The sequence below is a fragment of the Flavobacterium degerlachei genome (genome assembly GCF_900106645.1).
GTDB classification, from domain to species: domain Bacteria; phylum Bacteroidota; class Bacteroidia; order Flavobacteriales; family Flavobacteriaceae; genus Flavobacterium; species Flavobacterium degerlachei.
In genome coordinates, this window is record NZ_FNMV01000009.1 from 74,881 (window position 1) to 98,030 (window position 23,150).

Consider the following 23,150-nt stretch of genomic DNA (forward strand, 5'->3'; position numbering starts at 1 on the left):
TCCGTATTAGCTGAACTTGATTTAGAGATAGGGAGTTTTTTTTTAATGATAACGAACCACAACCCTACCTAATTTTCTAGAAAACTTACCTCTAAGATCAATATAGCTCATCACCATCGATAAAGATTCCATATTATCAGAACCTGGTTCATTTGAGATAGAGTTTTTTAAATTTTCAATAATCTCACTAATCAAGAACCATCTTAAAGTAAATAAGGTGTCTGACACCCCTTGATTTAAAGTATCTTCAATAGTTTTTGGAAAAATATTTTGACCTATCCAGTCGTGCAATACATATTTTTCATCTTCCATCATTATAGTAGTGACTTCTGCCGGTACACCAGACTGTAAATGATTAATATATTTCTCTATTCCTGAATTTTCGTTTTGAAGATAGTAGTTAATTAAATCGTCATAAATAACTTTAAAAATTGGACTGGCAAATTCGACTTCATCTTCCTGCAAACTCAAAAATATTTTTTGAAAAACTTTCTGCTCTTTGAATTCTGTAACTTCGATAATTTCCCCTTCTCCATTTGACTTCATTAGAATTTCTTCGAAATTTTCAGTCTTATTACCATACAACAAAAGAATCCTGATTAGTTCACGCTCGACATTACCTAAGACATCAACTTTTTCAAGAACCTCTGGGTCTTCATTCTTTATTACTTCAAAAGACCTTTGCTCGTACTCTTGTTTTGGCTTTTTACCAGGCGCAGCAACATCTTTTTGGACCAGTTGTGCCAAAGTGCTGACTAAAACTTGTTCTGAAATGTCCATAATTCGGGAACATTCCTGAATGTATATTTCCCTTTGAATTCTGTCTGGTATTTTGGAAATACTCGAAACCATGTCCCGAATCAAATCGGCTTTTTTTATGGGATCGTTCTTTGCCTCATTCATTAAAAGAGACGCTTTGAACTGTATAAAATCTTTCGCATTATCCTCCAAATAGGCTACTAAATCATCATGAGATGTTTTCTTAGCAAAACTGTCCGGATCTTCTCCATCAGGAAAAGTACACACCTTTACATTCATACCTTCTTCCAGAATCAAATCGATTCCTCGAATGGAAGCCCTAAGACCTGCAGCATCACCATCAAAAAGTACGGTAATATTTTTTGTCAATCTGTTAATTAGACGAATTTGATCAGGTGTCAAAGCTGTCCCAGAGGAAGCAACCACATTTTCAATTCCGGATTGATTAAATTGAATAACATCCGTATATCCTTCGACTAAATAACAATTATTAAGCTTAGCGATAGATTGTTTGGCTTGATAAATCCCGTAAAGCACTTTACTCTTATGGTAAATATCACTTTCAGGTGAATTTAGGTATTTTGCCGATTTTTTGTCATTTGTAAGTATTCGACCTCCAAAACCAAGCACTCTCCCAGACATACTTTGTATAGGAAACATTACTCGACTTTTGAAACGGTCAAAAGGTCTGTCTTCACGTGCTATCGTTAAACCGGTACTCTCTAGAAACTCCAACTTATATCCTTTCCCGAGTGCTTCTTTAGTAAAAGCATCCCAAGTTTCAGGTGAATATCCTAAACTAAATTTTTCAATCGTTTCAGCAGTAAATCCTCTTTCTTTAAAATAAGAAAGACCTATTGCTTTACCTTCCTCAGAGTTCAAAAGTGTTTTATGGAAGTACGTTTTAGCAAACTCAGAAACCAAATACATGCTTTCACGAACATCAGTATTGGCTTTTTCCTGATCAGTTTGTTCCGTTTCTTCAATCTCTATATTATATTTTTTAGCCAAATAACGAATGGCTTCTGGATAGGTAAAATGTTCGTGCTCCATTAAAAAAGCAATTGAATTCCCTCCTTTTCCAGTACTAAAATCTTTCCATATTTGTTTTACAGGGGAAACCATAAATGAAGGCGAGCGCTCATCAGAGAACGGACTCAATCCCTTAAAGTTACTTCCCGCTCTCTTTAATTGAACAAAATCACCAATAACCTCCTCTACTCGAGCAGTTTCGAAAACAGTATCTATAGTCGCTTTTGAAATCAATTATTTAATGCTAAAAGTTATAAAAAAGCAAAGATACAAAGTATTAAACATAATAAACCCTCCTAAAGTTTGAAACTCTAGAAGGATTAAAAACTAACTCAAAACTAAGCTTAATTGAAATCAAAACGAACACCAAGGGAAACATTATTCTGTTTCACTTCATTATCTGAAAACAAAGGATTTAAATCATATTTAAGATACAAACTGGTTGATTTGTAACCAATGTAAGAACTCAATCCATAAATGATTTCTTCAGTATTAAAATCCCCTTTCACCCTTTCTTTTGATTTGTAATCCCCATCCTCATATTTAATAATTTGTTTGGACTTCAGGTTTGCACCAAAGTATCCACCAAAACCTAAACGGAAATTATCATGGGTTTTAAAATAAGTTTTCCCGTCTCTTTCTTTAGATTTAGAAAAATCGAACTCTAAATGTACTGGAACTACTAGCGAAACTGTCCTAAACCTCGAATCCTCTTGATGAATCGGGTTTACTTCTAAGCTAGTTTGATTCCCATTCACGACAAAGCTTCTATTGTCTGTAGCACGAAGGTTATTATACATAACAGACAATCCATATTTAGCATGTAATAAATTAGCATCCTTAAGTATTCTTGAATTATAAGTCAAACCCAATTCATAAAAATGAGATCCAAAATACCTAAAATCTGATTTTTGAACACTTTTATCAGTTACCAAATTATTTAAACCTGTTGCAAAAACGACTTGACTTGTGGTACGTTTTGATTGACGATCTTCTTTATCATTTTGTCCATTATAGACCTTCATTGAAGTGATATTGATTTCCTTCTTATTCTTTCCAATAGAGTCATTACTCCCTCCTAAAACAATCATCGTTCCTCCAGACTTATATTCGTCTACTCCCTGACCATTAATTTTACCGTCTACTTTTTGTTGTACCAAGTCTTTTAATTCTTGTTGAGCAACGGCCACTTTATTTTCAATTATGGTCGCTCTCGCCTGTGCCAACTGTTGCTTTTTTGTATTTGCCTGTTCTAAAGTTAGAATTCCTTTCTCTAATTGAAAGTTCACTTCTTCCACTTCTACTTTTAATGCCGCTTTTTGTTCATTAGTAATATTCTCGATTTTTAAAGCAATATTCTTTGCTTGTTTTTCAAAAGCATCTTGCGCTACCATTTTACTGGCTATAAGACACAATAATAACGTTAAGTAAATAACTAAGTTTCTCATGATAATTAATTTTTGATTGATTGATTGATTGATTGATTGATTGATTAATTGATTGATTAATTGATTGCTTTTACTCGAAATTTCTATTGGCGAAAGCCACTTTTACTGTTTGGTAATTCTTACTGACTTTATTGATTACTTTTTCTCGAAAAGAAAGCTCTAGTTCTCCATCTACCTGATAGAGTAAATTAGCAGCGTCTACATGTACAACTTGCTTAGAATTTAATTGCTTTTCTTTTGGCGTAGTATTCTCTACGGCAGCTAGCAATTCAAGCGCACTAGATTGATTTTGTAATGTAATTGAATTTGATTCTGTTTTTTGATTGATGATTGAAACTTGGCTTATTTGGTTTTGACTTACGGTATTAATTGTCCCGCGCTCTTTTACGACTGATGTAGATTTAGATACAGCCGTTCTATTATCAGAAGCACCATTTATATTATTAATAACTAAGGGCGTACTGTTAGCTTGTTTTAAAATAGTTCTAGGAACCACTAACTCCTTGACAACGACCTCAGTATCTGGATTCATAATTAGCTTTTCGCTTTCAGCAAAAAACACTGTACCTACAATTGCCAACCCAACAAAACTGGCCGCAATGTACATCCAAGAATAGGAGCGTTTTGGTTTCTCAGCAACTACCATCATTGCTTCTAACTTTCCCCATGCTTCATTAGAAGGTTCAATGGTTCTAGCCTCCAACTTATCTTTTATTATTGTATCTAATTTATTTGGTTCCATAGTCGTAACTTTTTGTGGCATTAATTTGCTGCTGCAAAATTTTCCTGGAGTGTGACAATTGCGATTTAGATGTTCCTTCGTTTATCCCTAGCATAACAGCAATTTCCTTGTGCTTAAAACCTTCAATTGCATATAAATTGAAAACCATTCTATAACCATCAGGTAAATTATCTATCATGAACTGAATATCATCAATTGCCAATTCGCATTCTTCAGCTTCAGTACTTTCCTCTACATAAACGACATCCTCAATAAAGTTTACTTTTTTATGCACTCTAATAAATGAAATACATTCATTAACCATGATTCGTCGTATCCAACCTTCAAAACTCCCATTGTGCTGAAAATTTTTCAGACCAGTAAATACTTTCATAAAAGAGCTAATCATAACATCCTCAGCCTGTTGTAAGTCTTTTACATATAGCCGACAGATACTTAACATTTTTGGAGAAAACCGAGTATAGATTTGCTGCTGTGCCTGTCGATTATTTTCGACAGCTAGCTGGATCAATTCTTTTTCCTCCTGATGTAAATTGATTACTTTCAAAGTCTTTGTAAAGGGTTTCTATTAGTATAGACGATTGACAATGCAAAAAGGTTGCATGACAGTTTAAAAAAGACAAAAAAAATTAAATTAAAATTCGTAAACTACTGAACTACAGTGATTAAAATTTAATTATTTTTTCCTTTCAATAACGTAATTCACCATTAAGATTAGGGCATCTTTAAATTCAGAATTAGGATAATTATTCAAAAGCAGAAGCGCTTCTTGCTGGAATTCGACCATTTTGCTCTCGGCATAAGTCAATCCATTATTATCTTTAACGAAGGCAATCACTTCTTTTACTCGCTTCTTGTCTTTATTATGATTCTTTATGGAATTAATCAACCAGCTTTTTTCTTTTGAGGTACAGGTATTCAAAACATGTATCAGCGGCAAAGTCATCTTTTGCTCCTTTATATCGATCCCTGTTGGTTTCCCAATAGCTTCGTCAGTATAATCAAATAAATCATCTTTGATTTGGAATGCCATTCCGATGAGTTCACCAAATTTTCGCATATTCTCAACCTGAATCTCATCTTCAATAACGGATTTGGCTCCAAGTGCACAGCAGGCAGCAATAAGAGTTGCTGTCTTTTTTCGAATTATTTCGTAGTAAATATCCTCTGTGATATCAAGTCTTCGTGCTTTTTCAATTTGAAGCAATTCACCTTCACTCATTTCGCGAACAGCAACAGAGATGATTTTAAGCAAATCAAAATCGCCATTATCAATTGAAAGCAACAGTCCTTTTGAGAGTAAATAATCTCCCACAAGCACTGCAATTTTATTTTTCCAAAGTGCATTTATAGAGAAAAAACCGCGACGGCGATTGCTGTCATCTACCACGTCATCATGAACTAACGTTGCTGTATGAATTAACTCAATAACACAAGCACCGCGATAGGTTCTTTCATTTACAATTCCTGAAGAAACCATCTTAGCTGTAAGAAAAACAAACATGGGACGCATTTGCTTCCCTTTTCGGTTTACGATGTAATATGTAATCCTATTCAATAAAGCCACTTGTGAAGTCATCGATTCATAGAACTTTTTTTCGAAAAGTTCCATTTCTTTAAAGATGGGCTGTTTTATTTGGGAAGTGACGTTCATTTAGAATTCAAATATACTATTTTATATAAAAACCGTAATCTATTTTGTGCAAGTATATTCATTTAATCTAATCCCACTTAAAAATTTGAATTATCATTAATTGTATTAGATGCCTACACTGAAAATCTATTATATTATCGTGTTATAAAAAAAATGGTTTAGCTTTCTTATTTAGCTAAACCACTTTTTAAATTATTATTTTTTAAGCTTCCTTGTTAGCCAATTGACCGCAGGCAGCATCGATATCTTTACCACGACTTCGTCTCACTTTCACAACAATTCCGCTTGCTTCTAAGGCTTTTATGTAAGCATTTATTGCTTCTTCAGAGGCTTGTTGAAACTCACCGTCATCAATAGGGTTATATTCTATCAAATTTACTTTGCAGGGAACATATTTACAGAATTTTACTAATGCATCTATCGACTCCTGATTATCATTGATATCTTTCCATACCACGTATTCATAAGAAATTTTACTCTTGGTCTTTCTGTACCAATATTCCAAGGATTCGCGTAAATCTGCCAATGGAAAATTTTTACTGAAAGGCATTATTTTAGAACGGATCACGTCAATAGCAGAATGCAGTGACACGGCAAGCTTTATTTTGACATCGTCATCCGCTAATTTTTTAATCATTTTTGGAACTCCTGAAGTCGAAACCATAATTCGCTTAGGAGACATCCCTAAGCCTTCAGGTGAAATTATCATTTCGATGGCCTTCATCATATTGTTGTAATTCATCAATGGCTCGCCCATACCCATAAAAACAATATTAGATAACGGATGATTGTGGTACAAACGACTTTCTTTGTCTATGGCAATTACCTGATCGTAAATTTCGCCAGGTTCCAAATTTCTCATTCTTTTTAATCGCGCTGTTGCGCAAAAACTACAGTCCAAACTACAACCTACTTGACTGGAAACGCAGGCCGTTGTTCTGGTATTAGTAGGGATCAAAACAGATTCTACCACTAAACCATCATGCAAACGTACTGCATTTTTTATGGTTCCGTCTTCAGAACGTTGAATGGTATCCACTTTAATATGATTGATAACAAAATTACTCTCTAACATCGCACGTGTTTCCTTAGAGATATTAGTCATATCCTCAAAACTGTGTGCCCCCTTACTCCATAACCATTCATACACTTGATTCCCACGAAATGCTTTGTCTCCACTGGTTACAAAAAATTCGCGTAATTGTTCTTTTGATACTGCTCGTATGTCTTTTTTCTCGATTTGCATGCTGCAAATTTAATGACTATTTGTTGATTTGTTGTTTTGATAATTTAATAACTTTGAGCCAAATTGAAAAAAACTCAAAAAATGCATTTCATTTCCCAAGAATTAGAAGACTATATCGAGAAACATTCCGGAAAGGAACCCGAACTATTGGCTGCTTTAAACAAAGAAACCTACCAAAAAATACTATTACCTAGAATGTTAAGCGGCCATTTTCAAGGACGTATTTTAAGTATGTTATCCAAATTAATCAGACCGGTAAACATCCTCGAGATTGGCACCTATACTGGCTATTCGGCTTTATGTTTGTGCGAAGGAATGCAAGATAACGGTCAATTACACACGATCGACATCAAAGAAGAGTTGGTTGATTTCCAACGAAAACATTTTGACAAATCACCTTGGGGAAAACAAATAGTACAGCATTTAGGTGAAGCAACTGACATAATTCCAAACTTGGATGTGAAATTTGATTTGGTTTTTATAGATGCTGACAAGGAGAATTATATCAACTACTTTGAAATGATAGTCCCAAAAATGAATAAAGGCGGCGTCATCTTATCTGACAATGTGCTCTGGAGCGGAAAAGTACTGGAACCATTAAACCCAAAAGACATAAGCACAAAAGTGCTCATAGACTATAATAAGTTATTAATAAATGATCCTAGAGTTGAAACCGTTCTATTACCCATTCGTGATGGATTGACAGTGACCAGAATTCTTTAGATTCAATATTTTTCTAGCACATCAATATTAGATAGCCCAGATGGAAATGGAAATCCTTATGGATTAAAATGAATTTTTTCTAAACAAAAAAAGAGCGACCGGCGGAAGCTCTTTTTTTTGTTATTGAAAAAACCATTATAATCTAGAAGATTGAAATGGACAGCTGGAAATAGCTCCTTAAAATTATACTGGGAAATATTTTTTTTGTGCGGCTTGGTGTAATTTATAAAACATAAATCCTGAAAATACGCCAAACAAATACCCAGACAATATATCGACAGGGTAATGTAGCCCTAAATAAATTCTACTATAAGCAAAGATTAATGGCCATAAAAAGAGAAAATAAAAATATTTAGAATAGTGTTTTAAATTCAGATACAGAAACAAGGTTACCGCCATAGAATTTGCCGCGTGACCAGAAAAGAAACTGAAAGATCCCCTGAATTGCACGACTCTAATAAAGGTGTTAACATTAGGATCAGCGCAAGGTCGCAGTCTTTGAAATCCATTTTTAACCAAGTTTGTAGCTTGATCCGTGAATGCTATTAAAAGTGCTACAAACAATAGTAAATACAGGGTTTGCTTTGTGCCTAGTTTTTTAAAAATAACATATAACAGCAGTAAAAATAAAGGCAGCCAATTTAGTTGTTTAGTGATCATCAACCAAAGCCAATCATATTGTTCAGACCCTAAATTGTTTAAATAAATGAGCAATTCAGTATCTAGCGATAGTATTTTTTCTATCATTACCTTTGACGTTTTACAGGTCCTGTAGCTTCTTCAATATCTTCTTTAACCTTTGTAGCTTGCGTTATCGTGTCTCCCAATAGGTCTTCTTTAGCTTTGCTAATTTGGGAATTTATATTCCCAGTCATATCTGACAAGGACTTTGCATCAAGACCATTGGCCTCAACTCCTTTTTGGATTTCGCTTTTTATATCGTTAGTTGCATTTTTAAGTTGAGCCATCGCTTTACCCATACTCCTTGCCATTTCAGGCACTTTATCAGAACCAAAAAGCATCAATACAATAAACATGATAAAAACTAACTCTCCTCCTCCAATTCCAAACATATTGTTATTTTTTTTATTAGCGCAAAGATACCAAATTTTGAATTCCTGCCTTTTAAATTTTTCATAAAAAAAGACTCTTAAAAGAGTCTTTTTTTATATCTGTAATTTAATCAAATTTGCTTTTTTGTTCACTTTTTGGCCAAGTGTTATTAGTCACATCAATATCTGCTGTTTCTAATTTTGGGTCAATTTGAATTTTCTTGATTGCTTTTTCAGTAGCATATACTTTCTTCGCGCTGTCATTGCTTTTTCTCCAAATTTGCGCTGGATATTTATAATTATCCACCGTTCCATCTTCGTAAGTGATCTCAACAAGAATAGGCATTATCATACCACCTGGTTTATTGAACTCTACCTCGTAGAAGTATTTTGGTGATTTTAAAGTTCCTTTTTCTTCAGCAGAAAGAGTACTTACGTAATCAGAAAGTAATTGTACATCCTCGATTTTTAATGCTTTCTTTTGGTTTGATTTCAACTCTGAATTGTTTTCTTCTACTAAATAAACAAATGGACCAGGATCAAGACCAAAACGTCCTTTTCTTACTTTAGCATTTTTTAATGCTGCTGTAGGAGTTTCAGTAACATAATATTGTTTTACGTCATTGATTCCAATATCTACAAAATCAGTTGAGTAAAACCAACCTCTAAAGAACCAGTCTAAATCTACGGCAGACGCATCTTCCATAGTTCTGAAAAAATCTTCTGGAGTTGGGTGTTTAAATTTCCAACGGTTTGCGTACACTTTAAAAGCATAATCAAACAATTCTCTACCCATGATAGTTTCTCTTAGGATATTAAGTCCAGTTGCCGGTTTACCGTATGCATTATTACCAAACTGAATAATACTTTCTGAGTTAGACATTATAGGTTCTAGGAATTTTTGATCTCCGCTCATATAAGGAACAATGTTTTTAGCAGGACCTCGTCTAGAAGGGAAATTTGTCCCTAATTCCTGTTCTGCCATAAACTCCATAAATGAGTTCAAACCTTCATCCATCCAAGTCCATTGACGCTCATCAGAGTTTACAATCATTGGGAAAAAGTTATGTCCCACTTCATGTATTACAACTCCCATCATTCCGTTTTTAATTTGATCGCTAGTTACTCCATTTGCATCTGGACGACCAAAATTCCAACAAATCATAGGATACTCCATTCCTTGATCCTCTGCTGATACAGATACCGCTTTTGGATAAGGATAATCAAACGTATGTGAAGAGTAGCTTTTTAAAGTATGCGCAACAGTAATTGTAGATGTTTCACCCCAAAGCGGATTCGCTTCTTTAGGATAAACTGAAGCTGCCATTACAACTTTACTATCTAGTTTTACTGCCATCGCATCATATATGAATTTTCTTGAGGTAGCAATTCCAAAATCTCTAACATTTTTAGCGCTAAATCTCCATGTTTTTTTCTTGTCAGAAAAACCTTTTTCAGCTGCTTCTGCTTCCGCTTGAGTTACAATAACTACTGGCTTATCAAAAGATTTTTGTGCCAATTCATATCTTTTAACCTGTGCTGGAGTGAAAACTTCACTTCTATTCATTAACTCTCCTGTCGCTTCCATAACATGATCAGCAGGAACAGTAATATTTACGTCAAAATCTCCAAAAGGCAAAGCAAATTCTCCACTTCCCCAGAATTGCATATTTTGCCATCCTTCCACATCATTGTACACTGCCATTCTAGGATAGAATTGAGCAATCACATACAATCTATTTCCTTCTTTTTCAAACAATTCGTAACCAGAACGGCCTCCTTCTTGCTGATAATTATTGATGTTATACCACCATTTTATAGAGAATGAGATAGTCGAGTTTGGCTTCATTGGTGTAGCCAAATTGATTCTCATCATAGTTTGGTTTATAGTATAAGACATTGCATTACCCTTAGCATCTTTTACATACTCTATATTAAAACCGCGCTCTGAATCTTTTTTCAAAAACTTATTCGCAAAATTTGCAGCTGGAAAGGTCTGATCCATTCTTTCACTTTCTGACAATGGAGATTCAGAATCTTTGGCCGCTTGGTTTTGATCCAATTGTATCCACAGATACTCTAGATTATCAGGTGAGTTATTGTAGTAAGTAATGGTTTCAGAACCGCTTAGTTTTGCTTTTTTATCGTCTAACTCGATATCAATTTTATAGTCAGCTTGCTGTTGGTAGTAAGCTGGTCCTGGCGCACCAGATGCTGTACGAAACATATTGGGTGTAGCCAGTAAATCATACATCTGACTAAATTTATTAGTATCGTACTTACCTGTTTGTTTAGGAGTTACGGTTGATGTTTTTTCTTGCGCAAATAAAGCTACTGGAAGAATAAAAAATAAAATGATTTTTTTCATGGGTAGGATTAACTAATTAGTCCGTGAAAATACTATTTTTTACCAAATTAGCATTATTTTATCAGAATTTTAACATCTGTTTGGTCACAGATTCCGTAAAAAGAAAACTTTGCTTCTCACCTAATATAGTAAAATGCGTAATGTTCTGTTGCTCTGTATTCCAGTCAATTAACACTGAATTATAGGTTTCTAGAGAATTGATTTTAGAGACCCCGTTTATACTTAAATAACAAACAAGAACATCTCCCTCCATTTCCTTACTCAAAAATTTCATAGGACTGGGTTTTCCATTTATCTTAATCGAAAATTTCTCCGCTAGGTATTTTTTAAGCAAAACCACTTCTGCAGACGATTCTGAATCCGTTGCTAGATGTAGTTTTTTATTGTATTTTTTTTCAAGTGCTTTATCTAGGTCATCCACAAAAATCCTAGTTGTAATTTGAAGCATTTTTTTTTCAGGCGCATAATTAACTTGGTAAATACCCATGTAGAATTTATGGACACTAAATGAGGTTAATGTCACAAAAAAGACAGCGAAAAATAAATAGAAGATTGTTTTTTTCATTTTTCAAAAGTAGTGATTCTTTTGTATTCCTTGTTTTTTGAAACAAGGAAATCAATTAATTGAAATTCGTCACTCGGAGCCATCAACGTTCTCGATCTGGGGTCATTCTCGCAAAAAACTAGAAAGAGCTTGATTTCATCATCTTTTAATTTTAAGGTATTGGCAAAGAAAGAATAATTCACTCTATTCAAAGCAAGCTCTGAAAAACTAGTATCCTTATAGAAATCAGATTTTTCAGGGTTGTTTTTTCTTAATATTTTTAAAACATCTTTATAAATACGCACGAAGTCCATCCCCATTTCAATACTTCCGTCACGAGGCATAACCATGTTTTTAGGTGACGATCGTTCATCATCAAAATACTTCATGTCCACATATTTTTGAGTCCCTCCTGATATTGGGTTCACATCTTTTTTAGCCAAAATAAGCACCTCGGCTAATTCATTAGTAAAAATATCCATTTTTACCACAAGCTGAGGAACAATAAATTCTTTTTCTGAAAGAACAATTCTTTTAGATTTAAACGCCAAACTTGAAAAAACTAAGGTATCGTTAACCTTAGCCATAATAGAAAAGAAACCATAATTATTGACAACTGTACCAGTTTGAGAATTGACATTAAATACAATCACATTTTCCACAGCCACTAAATCGTTTCTTACTTGACCTTTTAGCGGTATTCGAGAATTAACTTGGCTAAAGCAAAATTGACTGAACAGGCTCACGAGTATTAATAGTATTTTAGTTTTCATTTGCTATGATTTTATTATATTTCTCAGCTAAAGTAATAATCAGAAACATGGACAATGTTTTGTTCTTAGCATTTAAAGCTTCAACAAAATCAATATCTTCAATGCAATAATATTGAAACCCTCTTATATAATCTTCTGGGATTTTAAGCGTCTCAATGTAGTATCTATCACCAAAAAAATATTCGAGTCTATACATCAATCGCTCGTTCTTTTCTGCTGCAACTTCTTTTTTAAGCATCGCAGTTCTTCCAGACATCCAATTCAAAGGTCGATCTAACAATCCAGACCTTGCAGTATATAATTTTCTTTCGGCAGGGGTATATTTTTTTTGATTGTAAGGGATAATCCCTAAATTTTCAGCACTGATTCTAGAATCACCATTGACGATTACTTCTTTCAATGGAATACTGTTTGCTACCATTTTTACTATAATACTATTTTTCAAGATTTCATCTTTGGTTAGCCTTCTACGTAAAGTTACGAGATTTACAGCAGAAAACGCTAAAAGATCACCTTCTTTTACAAAAAGGTAAAACACCCCTTCCTTATTAGAAGAAGTAGACTGATCTGTTCTTAGATTAACAATATTCACTCCTTCTGCAGAAATTGAATCAACTTCAATTATTCCACGAATTTTTATTTCGTCAACAATTTGACCAAAAATAACCTGAGAAAGTAAACAAAGAAAAAAGAGGAAAGTATTATTTGTTCTCACGGGCAATTATTTCTTTATATTTTGTTGCTAGCTCTCCTAACAAAAACTCTGTAGTGGTTATATTCTTTTGATTTAAAATCTTTGTAAATTTATCATTATCAACCGCATAATATTTAAAACCTTTTACGTAATCTAAAGGTATTTTAAATTTATTAATATAATGGTCCATATCAAACATCTCATCTAACATTGCTAGATAGGTTTCTTTCTTTTCAACTATAAGCTCTTTTTTGAGCATAGCCGTTCTCCCAGAAATTAAATTAAACAAAGGGTCTGCGGAGATCGAACCTCCCGCCATACTTCCAGCGCTAGCAGTTGGATTAAGACGAGTTGCCGTTTTTAATTTACGCTCTGCCGCGGTATAGGATTTTTGATTTGCAGGGATAATCCCCAAGGAAACCGCATTGATATTGTTATATCGTTTGATTACAACCTCGTTCAATTGGTTCATTATAGGTTCCATTTTTACCAAAAATAATTCTTCTCCAAAATCATCAGAATTCACGACAACTCGCATTCCCTTAAATTGTGCTGCCGAGAACAACAGCGTATCTCCAACAATAGCCGGTATTGAAAAATAACCACCGTCATCAGTAATCACCGCTTGTTCCGTTTTTAAGTTTATTACGTAGAAACCTTCCGGAGTTGCATAATCAGTCCTGACCTTTCCCCTTAATTTCCTCAGAATCGCTGTTTGTGCTAAAGCTGCAGTGGCAAATAAAACGAAAAAGACACAACTAAATTTACCGATTTGCATAGTGATTACATTCAAATATTCATTAGCTGTAAAAGTATCCTAAGCCTTTCCAAATTAATTACTAAGGACATGGTAAAAAAATGTTAATAAAAAATAAGCCAAATAAGTAGCCTGATTTTATATCTTTAACGTATTAAATTCAATATAAAATGAAAAACATAATTATAGCAAGTACCTCAACTATACATGGGGGCGAATATTTAGAATACCTATTACCTGAATTAAGCAAGCATTTCAAGAACTGCAAAACCATCCTCTTCATCCCTTACGCAAGACCTAGCGGAATAACCCATGAGGAATACACTGCCAAAGCATCTTTGGCTTTCGCCAAAATAAACATTGCCGTAAAAGGAATTCATGAATTTGAAAATGCTACCTCAGCAATTGAAAATGCTGAAGGCATTTTTACAGGAGGCGGTAGCACTTTTGTACTAGTCAATGAATTATACAGAAACAACATCATGACTGTACTTAGTCAAACCATTAAAAAAGGAACTCCTTATTTAGGGACAAGTGCAGGAAGTGTAATTTGTGGACTAAGCATGCAAAACACGAATGACATGCCTATTGTATACCCTCCAAGTTTTCAAACTACAGGAGTAATACCTTTTAATATAAACGCACATTACCTAGATCCTGACACTCAATCAAAACACATGGGAGAGACTCGAGAAACTAGAATCAAAGAATTCCATGCTTATAACACAATCCCTGTTTTAGGATTAAGAGAAGGAAGTTGGCTTGATGTAAAAGGTTCGAAAATACTTTTAAAAGGAAATTTATCGGCTCGTCTTTTTAGACAAAATCAAGTTGCAGAGGAAATTGAAAGCGAAACTGATGTGAGTTATATCAAATAAAAAAGCCGAAACATAAATGTTTCGGCTTTAAAGAGCGAAAGACGAGGCTCGAACTCGCGACAACCAGCTTGGAAGGCTGGAGCTCTACCAACTGAGCTACTTTCGCATTAACAGGCTGCAAAGATACAAAATAATCTATCTCATGCAAATTTTTTTTAAAGTTTTTAAAAAGTGAGGCTTCAAAAACTTAAATAAGAAATCCGAAACACAATCGTTTCGGATTTCTTTATAGAGCGAAAGACGAGGCTCGAACTCGCGACAACCAGCTTGGAAGGCTGGAGCTCTACCAACTGAGCTACTTTCGCATTACTGAGTGCAAATATAGAGAATAAGTTAGCTTTGAAACAAGTTTTTTAACCTAAATTTTTAAAGAAAAACTACCTTTAATTCTAATCATTTTAAAATTAAATTGTTACAGTCTAATTATTTTTCATCAATCTTTATATTATTACAAAAACAACAGCTTCTACCACCTATTTATTCAAAAATGAACTCCTTCAACAAGGAGAACTAAGCATCAATTGACACTTTGACGTTCTTAATTTGACGACTACAGCTAGTTTTATTCGAAAAATCAACAAAAAATTAGCTGCTGTGTCTTCGATATATACAAAAACACTCCTATTTTAAAAAAAAATATCAAAGATGACCAATAACAGTTCTTGAAAACAATAAAGATTTAGCAAAGCACTGATTACACATTCGAAATAGAAAGCATTTGATAAAACACATACAGTACAGTATTCAGAACCATACTAAACGAATAGTCTATTTTGTCTAATGAAAAAAGCCTTTAATTAAAATCGCTGATTAACAATTTTAACTAAAGACTCTTCTGTAATAACTATTGTAATATGAGGAAGCTTTAAAAGCTTACCCTATTTTAAAAATCAAGAAACAAATTTAGAAGCCACCTTGTAAGTGTCAGAAGGAAAATATATAAACAAACAAGACTTATCTTTTATTGTTTGAATTATCTTATCTGTCAACTCTAAAGGAAGGGCTGGGCAACCTAAACTTCTTCCTAGTCTTTTATTGTTTTGAATAAATGAATTTGAAACATAATCAGCTCCATGAATAACAACTGCTCTTTCCCTAGCATTACTATTTATGCCTTTTTCTAAGCCATCTAGTTTTAGAGACTTTCCATGTTTCCCACTATAGATTTCTCCTGTAGCATAAAATCCAAGACTACTTTTGAAAGATTCGGCCGAATTTGAAAAACTAGTTGCAAATTCATTCCCTGTGTTTCTTCCATGAGCAACTAAAGAATTGTACAAAATTGTATTTGTAGTCAAGTCGATTACCCAAAGTCTTTTAGAATTAGATGACATGCTAAAATCAATCAGCGTCAAAATATTTTTAGTTACTAAGCCTTTTTCTTTTAAAATATAAAAACCTTTCAAAGCCTCTGTGAAGCTTTCCAATTTAGGTAGGGCAAATTGATTTGAATTTAAACTATTATAAATGGTTTCTTCATTCGTTTCGGAATTCGTCTTTACAACTTTTGCAATTTCTTTTACATTTTTAGTCTCAGAGAATATGTATTTGCTTGGAGAGAACGAAAGAATTAATAACAATACAGCAGGGCAAATTTTGTATATCATTGATTTTTATTATATTATGAATTGCAAAAGTACCAAAAAAATACTTAATCCAAGAACAAAATTGGATGTTTTAAGGTATTTTTAACCATTTCCCTTCTAATTTCACCCATATTAAAAACTAACAAAACTTTGATTTAATGTTAATTATGCTATTTTTGTATTCGCCAAATCACAATAACCAATGAAATTTAACCATTTTCTTTTACCTTTTTTCGTTTTATTTAGTTTAACCAGCTATTCTCAGAAAAAAGTCCTTTTTGCAAAATCTACAACAACTAACATTACTATCGACGGTAAAATAAATGAAGGAGCCTGGGTTGCTAACCCAGAAACAGCTACTAGTTTTGTCATGTTTGAACCTGATAACGGGAAACCCATAAGTGAAGATAAAAAAACAGAAGTAAAGGTTTTATATGATAACGATGCCATTTATATTTCGGCACTACTATACGATAATGAACCCGATAAAATACAGAAAGAAATCACCAATAGAGATGTTTTTGGAATTTCTGATCATTTCTCCGTTTCCATTAATGGATTCAATGACGGCCAACAAGATTACACGTTTTATGTAAGCGCCGCTGGAGGTCAAATGGACTGCGTAGCGACCAAGGACGGTGAAGATTATTCCTGGGATGCGATATGGGATAGTAACGTTTCACTAACTGATTTCGGATGGGTGGTAGAAATGAGAATTCCTTATGCCGCTTTGCGATTCTCTAACTTACAAAAACAAACTTGGGGACTAAACTTTATGAGAGAAGTCAAACGAGATGTTCAAAAATACACTTGGAATCATGTTGATACAAAAATTGGCTCCGTAACTAACCAAGCAGGAATCCTTGAAGGAATAGAAAATATAAAACCACCAACCCGTCTTTTCTTTATCCCTTACACTTCTTTCTATTATCAAAAAAACGAGTTGGACTCCGGTAAAACTTTCAAAGCTGGACTTGATATTAAATACGGAATTAATGATTCGTTTACCCTAGATGCCATTTTAGTCCCTGATTTTGGCCAAACAAAATTCGATAACGCCATTTTATACCTAGACCCTTTTGAACAACAACTGGAAGAGAACAGGCCTTTCTTTACCGAAGGAACTAATTTATTTAATATTGGGAATCTATTTTATTCTAGGCGAATAGGTGGTTCACCGAGTTCTGTACCTGAAATTGCGGCTAATGAAGAAATCACAAACTACCCAAGCACCGTTGATTTAATCAATGCGATAAAAATATCTGGACGAACAGAAGGTGGATTGGGAATTGGCTTCCTGAACGCCATCACTGAAAAAACATACGCCACAATTGAAAAAACAACAATCAATGACGAAAATAAAGTCATAACAGAAACACGTAGAGAAGTGATAGAGCCATTGACTAACTATAATGTCGTGGTTTTTGACCAACGGTTCAACCAAAACTCATCGGTCTCTTTTGTGAATACCAACACAACTCGTAATGGAGGTTTTAGAGATGCAAATGTTTCTGCAGCCTTGTTTGACTTGAGCACCAAAGCAAATTCATACAATTTATATGGTGATCTAAAATACAGCACCGTAAATGACATCGAGGATTATGACGGTATCAAAACATCGCTGAATTTCGCAAAAACAAGTGGAAAATACAGGTACTTCCTTTCTGGAAAATACATTTCTAAAAATTACGATGTAAATGACCTTGGAATCATCTTTTACACTAATTACCATAGTGCTTTTGCAAATGGGAGTTATAGAATTGTAAACCCAACAAAATTCTTTAATACATTTAAAATTGAGCAGGAATTAAATTTAGAAGTACAAAATACAACAGGTAAAACTCAAGAAGGTTGGTACAAGACTTCCATAAAGGCAACTACTTTACAAAATAATTACGTTGAATTCCTTTTTCAATTAAACCCTTTGGACCGCTTTGATTTTTTCGAACCTCGTGTAGATGGACGATTTGTATACATCCCAAAAAGCGCTACCGTTTATGCTGCTTTTGTGACCAATCAAAACAAGCCTTTCACCTATGAGGTTGAATCTGCAATAACTAAATTTAACGAAGACCAAAGAGTTACTTATTTACTAAATGGAGGCATCAAATATAGATTCAACGATAAGTTTTCTTTAGCTCTTGATGTACAGTACACAAAGAAAATAAGTGACCGGGGCTGGGTAGGATTTGATAATACCGACATTATTTTTGGCGAAAGAGATAGAGAAATTCTACAAAATAACATAACCGGTAAATATGCGATTAACACCAAGATGACTTTAAATCTTAGTGGTCGCTATTATTGGTCATACTCTGACAACGATGCTTTTTTTACTTTACAGGACAATGGATATCTTAATCCAAACAATGATTATTCTTTGAATAAAAATAGAAATTTCAATTCTTGGAACTTTGACCTATCGTACTCTTGGTGGTTTGCTCCAGGAAGCGAACTTTCAGTACTATATCGTAATTACACACAGATAGGGTCTAATAATGTAGAAAAGAACTTCCACGCTAATCTTAAAAACGTTTTTGACGCAGATATGACTAATATCTTATCCGTTAGTTTCCGTTATTTTATTGACTATAACGTAGTAAAAAACAAATTTTAATAACTGCATCATGCTATTATAATGAGATTGATTACGTTTTGTAATCAATCTCATTTTTTTTACCAATAAACTACGATTGGATTTTTTTGCAAAAAAAAACTGTAACAAATACATAAAAGCATAGTCTATTACTACATTGAATCACATTTCATCAATCATCACATCAATCAAAATTACATGAGAAAATTATTTCTTATAGTCATTCTCTTTTTTTCTGCCCTTGGCTATAGCCAAAAAAAAGTCTTAAAAACAACGTTTACAGCAAGCAACATTACCATTGATGGAAAACTTGACGAGAGCATCTGGGAAACAACTCCTATAGCTGATAACTTTATCATGTTTCACCCTGACAACGGAAAGCCCATTACGGAGAATAAAAAAACTACCGTTAAGGTAATTTATGACAACGATGCTGTTTATATAGCTGCAACAATGTATGATGACGAGCCTAATAAAATCCTAAAAGAAATATCAAAAAGAGACGAATTTGGAACCTCTGATCTATTTGGCGTTTTCATCAATGGATTTAATGATGGACAGCAGGATTTTCAATTTTATGTTTGCGCATCAGATGGACAAGCAGATTGTATCACCACAGATGCAAATGGCGAAGACTATTCATGGGATGCTGTTTGGAAAAGTAAGGCAGTAATAACTGATTTTGGATGGGTTGTGGAAATGCGAATTCCATACGCCGCACTGCGTTTCTCAGGAGAAAAGAAACAAACTTGGGGTCTTAATTTTTTTAGGGAAATAAGACGAGATCGTCAAAAGTTTACTTGGAATTATATTGATTCAAAAGTGGGGACATTCACACAACAATCTGGAGTCCTTGAAGGAATTGAAAATATCAAACCTCCTACTAGACTATTCCTTTTACCCTACTCTTCATTTTATGTAAATGCTAATTCTAATCAAAAAACCTACGGAACACTTAAAGGTGGTTTAGACATTAAATACGGAATTAACGATGCATTTACTCTTGACGCTATTTTAATACCAGATTTTGGACAAACTAAATACGACGACCAGATTTTAAACTTAGGTCCTTTTGAACAGCAATTTAATGAGAATAGATCTTTTTTTACCGAAGGAACTGACCTTTTTAGCAAAGGAGATTTAGTATATTCTCGAAGAATAGGCGGAAGACCTTCCTCACAACCTACAAAAGCAGCCAATGAGGAAGTTATTGAAAATCCGTCAAGCGTAAACCTGATTAATGCTTTAAAAGTTTCAGGAAGAACAAAAGGAGGTTTAGGAATTGGGATCCTAAATGCTGTTACTGAAAAAACATACGCTACTATTCAAAACAAAGACACACAAGAAACCCGAAGACAAGAGGTTGAACCCTTATCAAATTACAATGTTCTGGTATTAGATCAACGTTTCAGAAAAAACTCTTCCATTTCCTTTATTAATACTAATGTTACAAGAAACGGAGCGTTTAACGATGCTAATGTTTCTGCATTGGTATGGGATTTGAACACTAAAAAGAACACCTATAACCTTTCAGGAAATTTAAAATACAGCTACATCAATGCTCTGGAGGACAAAAAAGGAATTTACACTACTTTAAATTTTGCAGAAACTAGTGGAAAGTATAGATATAGTTTTGGCGCAGACCTAGTCTCTAAAGAGTATGATAACAATGACTTAGGTATTAATTTTGAAACTAATTATTATTCGATTTACGGAAATGCAAATTATAGAATCCTAAATCCAACAACCCTTTTCAACAGCTTTAAATTAAATTACAATATGTATACCCAGTTTCATAAAGAAACGGGGAAAATTCAAGCGAATAATATCAACATAAATCTAAACCTTGACACTAAAAAAAATCATTATGTAGGATTTGGGGTTAACATAAACCCTTTTGAGTCGTACGATTTTTACGAAGCAAGGGCAGAAAATAGATATGTAATCCTTCCTGAAAAATACAATGCATGGTTATATATTTCCTCAAATTACAATAATAAATTCGCAATTGATTTCAACCCTTCCTACTCTATTTTTAATGAAACTGATAGAAGTACCTATGAATTCTCATTAGGACCAAGATACCGTTTTAACGATAAATTTTCCTTGCACTATAATTTTGAATTCCAAAGAAGAAATAACAATAAGGGTTTTGTAGACAGCATCGATGATGATTTAAACAGCAGTACACCGGAATCCATTATTTTTGCTAATAGGAACGTAATTACATACTCCAACAGTATTTCAGGAAAATATTCGATCAGCAGCAAAATGAATTTCAATCTGGCTGTGCGACAATATTGGTCTTACGCAGAAAACAAAAACTTTTTATCTTTAGAACAAAACGGAAGACTGACTGATTTTACAAACTATAACACTAACAAAAACTCTAGTTTTTATTCTTGGAATTTTGATTTATCGTACTCTTGGTGGTTTGCTCCAGGTAGCCAAGTTTCTATTCTATATCGAAATAACGCCGCAAATTTCGAAAATACTATTAACAAAAACTTTGAAAAGAACGTTACCAATTTATTGAATAATGACGCTTTAAGCCATGCTTTTTCTATAAGTGTAAAATATTTTATTGACTACAATAGCTTAAAAAGCAAATCCTAAGGTGCATTAATTTTAAAAAAAGACCTCATCCATCATAAAATTAATATTATTTTAATGGGTTCTCTCCTGAATGTATAATAGTAACTTTGTTGACTAAGAAGATTTTATAAATACTTTATCTTTGTTTAAAATATTTTAAAATGAACAAGAAAGTTATACTAATGATATTAGACGGATGGGGAAAATCTCCAGACCCAAAAGTATCCGCAATCGACAATGCACATATTCCGTTTATAAACAGTCTTTATAAAAATTACCCTAGCGCACAACTTAGAACTGATGGTCTTAATGTAGGATTACCAGAAGGACAAATGGGAAATAGCGAAGTGGGCCACATGAATTTAGGTGCTGGTAGAATTGTATACCAAGATTTAGCTAAAATAAATTTGGCTGTAGCCAATAAAACTTTAGCTAAAGAACAAGTTCTGAAAGACGCATTTCAATATGCTAAAGACAACAATAAAAAAGTACACTTCTTAGGATTAGTGTCGGATGGTGGTGTTCACTCCCATACTTCCCACTTACGCGGATTAATTGATGCAACCCAAGAGTATGGATTAAAAGATGTTTTTGTTCATGCTTTCACAGATGGAAGAGACGTAGATCCGAAATCAGGAAAAAATTACATTCAGAATTTAGAAAACTACATTTCAAATACTACTGTAAAAATAGCTTCTGTTATTGGGAGATATTATGCAATGGACCGTGACAGACGTTGGGAAAGAGTAAAACTTGCCTATGATTTATTGGTAAACGGAAAAGGAACACCTTCTAAAAATGCGGTTGCGACAATCGAAAATAGTTATAACGAGAATATAACTGACGAATTCATCAACCCTATCGTAATAGTAGATGATAACGAAAAACCAATTGCGACAATCGAAGATGAAGATGTTGTTATATTCTTCAATTTCAGAACGGATCGAGGAAGAGAATTGACTGAAGCGCTTTCGCAAGAAGATTTTCACGAACAAAACATGCACAAACTCAATTTGTATTACGTTACATTGACTAATTATGATGAAACATACAAAAATGTCAAAGTGGTGTATAACAAAGACAATATCACTGAAACACTGGGTGAAGTTTTAGAAAAACACAATAAAACCCAAATCAGAATAGCAGAAACAGAAAAGTACCCTCACGTTACTTTTTTCTTTTCTGGAGGTAGAGAAATCCCTTTTAGAGGAGAAAGACGAATATTAAAAAATTCGCCTAAAGTGGCTACTTATGACATGCAGCCTGAAATGAGTGCGTTTGAACTAACAGACGCCTTGGTTCCCGAGCTTGAAAAAGGAGATGTTGATTTTGTATGCCTTAATTTTGCCAATGGTGACATGGTAGGACATACAGGAATTATGGCTGCAGCTATAAAAGCATGTGAAGCGGTAGACAAATGTGTTGAGAAAGTAATCACGACAGCCTTAGCACACGACTATACTGTACTTGTAATTGCAGATCATGGTAACTGTGAAACGATGATGAATCCTGACGGAAGCCCAAACACGGCACACACTACAAACCCAGTTCCTTTTATTCTGGTTGACAAAGATCTTAAAGAAGTTCACGATGGAGTTCTGGGTGATATTGCACCTACAATTCTAGATTTGATGGGCATTGAAAAACCAGCAGTTATGACACAACATTCATTGTTATAAGAACAACGAAATATATTTTATTCA

Annotated in this window: 19 protein-coding genes and 2 tRNA genes; 5 read left to right on the plus strand and 16 right to left on the minus strand. The window is 33.8% G+C overall.

Translation table 11 applies throughout. The features are described from left to right. Positions 1 to 42: 42 nt before the first annotated feature. The 6 genes from dnaG to rlmN form a co-directional block, all read right to left on the minus strand. On the minus strand, positions 43 to 2,025 hold the full coding sequence (gene dnaG / locus BLV91_RS10350; protein WP_091432749.1) for a DNA primase: 1,983 nt from the start codon (positions 2,023 to 2,025) through the stop codon (positions 43 to 45). A gap of 110 nt (positions 2,026 to 2,135) precedes the next feature. After that, entirely contained in the window at positions 2,136 to 3,239 is a 1,104-nt protein-coding gene (locus BLV91_RS10355) for a hypothetical protein (protein WP_091432752.1), read from the minus strand. A gap of 70 nt (positions 3,240 to 3,309) precedes the next feature. After that, entirely contained in the window at positions 3,310 to 3,981 is a 672-nt protein-coding gene (locus BLV91_RS10360) for a hypothetical protein (protein ID WP_091432757.1), read from the minus strand. After that, positions 3,968 to 4,528: an RNA polymerase sigma factor gene (locus BLV91_RS10365; protein ID WP_091432760.1), complete on the minus strand. Its 561-nt coding sequence runs from the start codon at positions 4,526 to 4,528 to the stop codon at positions 3,968 to 3,970. The genes BLV91_RS10360 and BLV91_RS10365 overlap by 14 nt, the downstream gene beginning before the upstream one ends. A 129-nt stretch (positions 4,529 to 4,657) precedes the next feature. After that, positions 4,658 to 5,635, minus strand: coding sequence for a polyprenyl synthetase family protein (locus BLV91_RS10370; protein WP_091432764.1), 978 nt, complete (start codon positions 5,633 to 5,635; stop codon positions 4,658 to 4,660). Between the two features lie 202 nt (positions 5,636 to 5,837). After that, on the minus strand, positions 5,838 to 6,881 hold the full coding sequence (rlmN, locus tag BLV91_RS10375; RefSeq protein WP_091432769.1) for a dual-specificity RNA methyltransferase RlmN: 1,044 nt from the start codon (positions 6,879 to 6,881) through the stop codon (positions 5,838 to 5,840). Between the two features lie 81 nt (positions 6,882 to 6,962). Here rlmN and BLV91_RS10380 point away from each other — a divergent pair, with 81 nt between their 5' ends. Beyond that, entirely contained in the window at positions 6,963 to 7,604 is a 642-nt protein-coding gene (locus BLV91_RS10380; RefSeq protein ID WP_091432772.1) for an O-methyltransferase, read from the plus strand. A gap of 183 nt (positions 7,605 to 7,787) precedes the next feature. On the opposite strand, the gene BLV91_RS10385 is transcribed toward BLV91_RS10380, so the two are convergent. From BLV91_RS10385 to BLV91_RS10415, 7 genes are all read right to left on the minus strand, one after another. Further along, positions 7,788 to 8,351, minus strand: coding sequence for a phosphatase PAP2 family protein (locus BLV91_RS10385; RefSeq protein WP_091432775.1), 564 nt, complete (start codon positions 8,349 to 8,351; stop codon positions 7,788 to 7,790). Next, positions 8,351 to 8,677 (minus strand): Sec-independent protein translocase subunit TatA/TatB, encoded by a 327-nt coding sequence (locus BLV91_RS10390; RefSeq protein ID WP_091432779.1) that lies wholly within the window; start codon positions 8,675 to 8,677, stop codon positions 8,351 to 8,353. Before BLV91_RS10390 ends, BLV91_RS10385 begins: the two co-directional genes overlap by 1 nt. A 106-nt stretch (positions 8,678 to 8,783) precedes the next feature. Further along, on the minus strand, positions 8,784 to 11,024 hold the full coding sequence (locus BLV91_RS10395) for a M1 family metallopeptidase (RefSeq protein ID WP_091432782.1): 2,241 nt from the start codon (positions 11,022 to 11,024) through the stop codon (positions 8,784 to 8,786). Positions 11,025 to 11,085: 61 nt separating this feature from the next. Beyond that, positions 11,086 to 11,589, minus strand: a complete 504-nt coding sequence (locus BLV91_RS10400) for a DUF6702 family protein (protein WP_175513991.1) — start codon at positions 11,587 to 11,589, stop codon at positions 11,086 to 11,088. Continuing rightward, complete coding sequence (locus BLV91_RS10405) at positions 11,586 to 12,341, minus strand: BamP family beta-barrel-assembly machinery protein (protein ID WP_245709669.1); 756 nt, start codon at positions 12,339 to 12,341, stop codon at positions 11,586 to 11,588. Before BLV91_RS10405 ends, BLV91_RS10400 begins: the two co-directional genes overlap by 4 nt. Next, positions 12,331 to 13,056, minus strand: a complete 726-nt coding sequence (locus BLV91_RS10410) for a hypothetical protein (RefSeq protein ID WP_091432785.1) — start codon at positions 13,054 to 13,056, stop codon at positions 12,331 to 12,333. Before BLV91_RS10410 ends, BLV91_RS10405 begins: the two co-directional genes overlap by 11 nt. Then, positions 13,043 to 13,813 carry a hypothetical protein gene (locus BLV91_RS10415; RefSeq protein WP_091432788.1) on the minus strand — a complete coding sequence of 257 codons (771 nt, stop codon included), beginning with the start codon at positions 13,811 to 13,813 and terminating at the stop codon, positions 13,043 to 13,045. The genes BLV91_RS10410 and BLV91_RS10415 overlap by 14 nt, the downstream gene beginning before the upstream one ends. Before the next feature lie 149 nt (positions 13,814 to 13,962). Here BLV91_RS10415 and pepE point away from each other — a divergent pair, with 149 nt between their 5' ends. Then, positions 13,963 to 14,670, plus strand: a complete 708-nt coding sequence (pepE, locus tag BLV91_RS10420) for a dipeptidase PepE (protein ID WP_091432791.1) — start codon at positions 13,963 to 13,965, stop codon at positions 14,668 to 14,670. A 33-nt stretch (positions 14,671 to 14,703) separates the two neighbouring features. On the opposite strand, the gene BLV91_RS10425 is transcribed toward pepE, so the two are convergent. The 3 genes from BLV91_RS10425 to BLV91_RS10435 form a co-directional block, all read right to left on the minus strand. After that, a tRNA-Gly gene (locus tag BLV91_RS10425) sits at positions 14,704 to 14,776 on the minus strand. 126 nt (positions 14,777 to 14,902) lie between these two features. Beyond that, a tRNA-Gly gene (locus BLV91_RS10430) sits at positions 14,903 to 14,975 on the minus strand. Positions 14,976 to 15,560: 585 nt separating this feature from the next. Further along, positions 15,561 to 16,277, minus strand: a complete 717-nt coding sequence (locus tag BLV91_RS10435) for a murein L,D-transpeptidase catalytic domain family protein (protein WP_091432793.1) — start codon at positions 16,275 to 16,277, stop codon at positions 15,561 to 15,563. A 181-nt stretch (positions 16,278 to 16,458) separates the two neighbouring features. Between BLV91_RS10435 and BLV91_RS10440 the strand changes: the two genes are divergently transcribed. From BLV91_RS10440 to gpmI, 3 genes are all read left to right on the plus strand, one after another. Then, positions 16,459 to 18,873 carry a DUF5916 domain-containing protein gene (locus BLV91_RS10440; RefSeq protein WP_091432796.1) on the plus strand — a complete coding sequence of 805 codons (2,415 nt, stop codon included), beginning with the start codon at positions 16,459 to 16,461 and terminating at the stop codon, positions 18,871 to 18,873. A gap of 177 nt (positions 18,874 to 19,050) precedes the next feature. After that, on the plus strand, positions 19,051 to 21,468 hold the full coding sequence (locus tag BLV91_RS10445; protein ID WP_091432798.1) for a DUF5916 domain-containing protein: 2,418 nt from the start codon (positions 19,051 to 19,053) through the stop codon (positions 21,466 to 21,468). A 140-nt stretch (positions 21,469 to 21,608) separates the two neighbouring features. Beyond that, the gene (gene gpmI, locus BLV91_RS10450; protein WP_091432800.1) at positions 21,609 to 23,126 is read left to right on the plus strand and encodes a 2,3-bisphosphoglycerate-independent phosphoglycerate mutase; all 1,518 of its coding nucleotides are present in this window, start codon (positions 21,609 to 21,611) and stop codon (positions 23,124 to 23,126) included. Positions 23,127 to 23,150 lie beyond the last annotated feature (24 nt).

What these genes read in the sequence shown, in the direction of transcription:
- BLV91_RS10355 (WP_091432752.1), bottom strand. Translation starts at nt 3,239, where the DNA reads ATGAGAAACTTAGTTATTTACTTAACGTTATTATTGTGTCTTATAGCC.
- BLV91_RS10360 (WP_091432757.1), bottom strand. Translation starts at nt 3,981, where the DNA reads ATGGAACCAAATAAATTAGATACAATAATAAAAGATAAGTTGGAGGCT.
- BLV91_RS10370 (WP_091432764.1), bottom strand. Translation starts at nt 5,635, where the DNA reads ATGAACGTCACTTCCCAAATAAAACAGCCCATCTTTAAAGAAATGGAA.
- rlmN (WP_091432769.1), bottom strand. Translation starts at nt 6,881, where the DNA reads ATGCAAATCGAGAAAAAAGACATACGAGCAGTATCAAAAGAACAATTA.
- BLV91_RS10380 (WP_091432772.1), top strand. Translation starts at nt 6,963, where the DNA reads ATGCATTTCATTTCCCAAGAATTAGAAGACTATATCGAGAAACATTCC.
- BLV91_RS10385 (WP_091432775.1), bottom strand. Translation starts at nt 8,351, where the DNA reads ATGATAGAAAAAATACTATCGCTAGATACTGAATTGCTCATTTATTTA.
- BLV91_RS10390 (WP_091432779.1), bottom strand. Translation starts at nt 8,677, where the DNA reads ATGTTTGGAATTGGAGGAGGAGAGTTAGTTTTTATCATGTTTATTGTA.
- BLV91_RS10395 (WP_091432782.1), bottom strand. Translation starts at nt 11,024, where the DNA reads ATGAAAAAAATCATTTTATTTTTTATTCTTCCAGTAGCTTTATTTGCG.
- BLV91_RS10400 (WP_175513991.1), bottom strand. Translation starts at nt 11,589, where the DNA reads ATGAAAAAAACAATCTTCTATTTATTTTTCGCTGTCTTTTTTGTGACA.
- BLV91_RS10405 (WP_245709669.1), bottom strand. Translation starts at nt 12,341, where the DNA reads ATGAAAACTAAAATACTATTAATACTCGTGAGCCTGTTCAGTCAATTT.
- BLV91_RS10415 (WP_091432788.1), bottom strand. Translation starts at nt 13,813, where the DNA reads ATGCAAATCGGTAAATTTAGTTGTGTCTTTTTCGTTTTATTTGCCACT.
- pepE (WP_091432791.1), top strand. Translation starts at nt 13,963, where the DNA reads ATGAAAAACATAATTATAGCAAGTACCTCAACTATACATGGGGGCGAA.
- BLV91_RS10435 (WP_091432793.1), bottom strand. Translation starts at nt 16,277, where the DNA reads ATGATATACAAAATTTGCCCTGCTGTATTGTTATTAATTCTTTCGTTC.
- BLV91_RS10440 (WP_091432796.1), top strand. Translation starts at nt 16,459, where the DNA reads ATGAAATTTAACCATTTTCTTTTACCTTTTTTCGTTTTATTTAGTTTA.
- BLV91_RS10445 (WP_091432798.1), top strand. Translation starts at nt 19,051, where the DNA reads ATGAGAAAATTATTTCTTATAGTCATTCTCTTTTTTTCTGCCCTTGGC.
- gpmI (WP_091432800.1), top strand. Translation starts at nt 21,609, where the DNA reads ATGAACAAGAAAGTTATACTAATGATATTAGACGGATGGGGAAAATCT.